Consider the following 2327-nt stretch of genomic DNA (forward strand, 5'->3'; position numbering starts at 1 on the left):
AGTGGAACCGGGCCCGGGGGCGGAGCCCCAGCTCGTCGGCCCTCTCCCGGCTAGCGATGACGACCACAGCGGCACCGTCCGAGATCTGGGAAGAGTTGCCCGCGGTCACCACGCCGTCGGGCTTGAACGGAGTGGGGAGCATCGCGCACTGTTCCACCGAGGTCTCGAACCGTACGCCCTCGTCGTTCTCGAACAGGCGGGTTCCGTTGCTCTCATCCTCAACCTTGATCGGATGGATCTCGCGCTGGAACCGCCCTCCCTTGATCGCCGCGGCGGCGCGGGCGTGGCTCCGGACGCTGAACTCGTCGAGCTGCTGGCGCGACAGCGCCCACCGCTCGGCGATGATCTCGGCCGAGATGCCCTGCGGCACCAGGCCTCCCTCGTAACGGTCCAGGAGCTTCTGGCTGAACGGGAACCCCGGGCCCTGCTGTGCGGTGATGCCCATCGGGACCCGGGTCATGGACTCGACCCCGGAAGCGATCACCAGGTCGTACACGCCGGCCATGACCCCCTGGGCCGCGAAGTGGGCGGCCTGCTGGCTCGAGCCGCACTGGCGGTCGATCGTCACCGAGGGGATCTCCTCTGGGAGCCCGGCCGCCAGCCAGGCGTTCCGGGAGACGTTGATGGCCTGCTCACCCGTCTGCGAGACGCAGCCCGTGATGTGGTCGTCGACGGTGGCGGGGTCGATCCCCGACCGCTCCACGGCCGCGTTCAGGACCTCCGCGAGGAGGTCGACCGGATGCCACCCGGCGAGGCTGCCCGCCTTCTTCCCGACGGGGCTCCGGACGGCCTCGATGATCACTGCCTCGCGCATGGGATCCTCCTGTCGCTTACCTACTCGTCGGTAACATATTCGATGCTAGACCCGGTGGTTCCTGCCGTCAACCGACCGGCGGTCATTCCGAGCCCTCCCCAAGGTTGGCCCGGGGGCCCGAGACGAGCTCCCTCTCCAGCCTGCGGCACACCACCTCCAGGATCCGGAGGGCGATGCTCGGCTCCTCCTCCAAGACCGCCCAGAACTCCTCCCGGCGGAGGGTGAGCGCCCGGACCGGCGACGTGCACCGGACCGTGGCGGTGGAAGGGCCGCCGCCGAGCAGCCCGATCTCTCCGACGAACTCCCCGGGACCGACCGTGGCGACCTCGCGACCGCGGCGCTCCACCGAGGCGGTGCCGTCGAGCAGGAGGTGGAAGCGGTGGCCGTGGACGCCTTCCTCGGTCAGGGTCTCGCCCTCCTCGTGGCTGGTCTCGGCGGCCGCTTCGGCGAAGGGCCGGACTTGGTCGGGAGTGAGCGCCGAGAAGAGCTCGGCCCGGCGGAGCATCTCGAGGTCGATCGTGGCCATCGCTGGCATCCTCCCACAACGCGTTCCCGGGCCCGGTCCGCCTATGCTTCCCGGGTGGCCGAGGCAGCGCCGTCGTGCGCGGTATGCGGCCGGGGCACATACGATCCCGACAAGCGCGAGTCCCCCTGGGCTCGGGGTGTGAGCGGGGGGCGACTGGTGCTGGTCTGCCCCCGGTGCCAGGCCATCGATCCGGCATGGTCCTCGATGCTCGATCGGTGCCGGGCATGCTCGAGCACCCGGCTCACCGTGACGCTCGGCGAGGTGGTGTGCCGGCAATGCGGCGAGGTCGCGCCGATCGGGTGAACCGCGCCCGGCCGTTGCTCGCCGTTTCGTTCCTGGGCCTCGTGGCGTTCTCGTTGTTCTTCCTGGTCCGGCCGTTCCTGGACTCGGCGCCGGCGTACCGTCCTCGACCGCCCGGGACCACTTACGCGTACAGCTTCCTGGTAGTGGCGGCGTTCCTGCCCTACGCCGCTGCGGCCTGGGCCACCAGGCGTGGCGTGTCGCTGCAGGTCGCGGTGGCGGGGGCCGCCGTGCTGCATCTGGTGCTGCTTCCGGCGGCGCTATCGCAGTCCCAGGACGTCTACGCGTACCTGTTCTACGGGAAGATGTGGGCGGTTCACGGGGCGAACCCCGTCGCCGACCTCCCGCTCCGGTTCGCGTCCGACCCCTGGTTCCCCTGGCTCCGGTGGCCCGACCAGCCCTCGGTGTACGGCCCCCTGTGGACCATGCTCACTGGGGGCATCGTTCGGGTGTCGGGCGGCAGCCTGATGGCGGCTGTGTTCTTGGTGAAGGCAGCCGTCTTGGCGCTAACGGCGGTAGCTGTGGCGGGCCTGGTGCGAGCCGCGCGGGCACGAGAGCTCGACCCGGGGCGTGCGGTCCTGCTGTTCGCTTGGAACCCGATCGTGCTGGTCTCGCTGCCGCTCGGCGGGCACGCCGACGCCGCCGTGGCCGCGTGCTGCGTGTGGGCTCTTCGCCAGGACCGCCGGG

3 protein-coding genes are annotated in these 2327 nt (G+C 70.8%); 1 reads left to right on the forward strand and 2 read right to left on the reverse strand.

The window, feature by feature from the left end; genetic code table 11:
* Both VF468_08350 and VF468_08355 read right to left on the reverse strand, forming a co-directional pair.
* Positions 1–814 (reverse strand): thiolase family protein (locus VF468_08350; protein HEX5878317.1); only part of this gene is annotated, 814 nt, incomplete at its 3' end.
* 82 nt (positions 815–896) lie between these two features.
* On the reverse strand, positions 897–1340 hold the full coding sequence (locus tag VF468_08355; protein ID HEX5878318.1) for a cyclic nucleotide-binding domain-containing protein: 444 nt from the start codon (positions 1338–1340) through the stop codon (positions 897–899).
* A 299-nt stretch (positions 1341–1639) separates the two neighbouring features.
* Here VF468_08355 and VF468_08360 point away from each other — a divergent pair.
* Positions 1640–2327, forward strand: a 688-nt coding sequence (locus tag VF468_08360; protein HEX5878319.1) for a hypothetical protein, incomplete at its 3' end; no start/stop codon positions are given.

Source organism: Actinomycetota bacterium, assembly GCA_036280995.1.
Classification (GTDB): Bacteria; Actinomycetota; CALGFH01; order CALGFH01; family CALGFH01; genus CALGFH01.

What these genes read in the sequence shown, in the direction of transcription:
- VF468_08355 (HEX5878318.1), bottom strand. Translation starts at nt 1,340, where the DNA reads ATGGCCACGATCGACCTCGAGATGCTCCGCCGGGCCGAGCTCTTCTCG.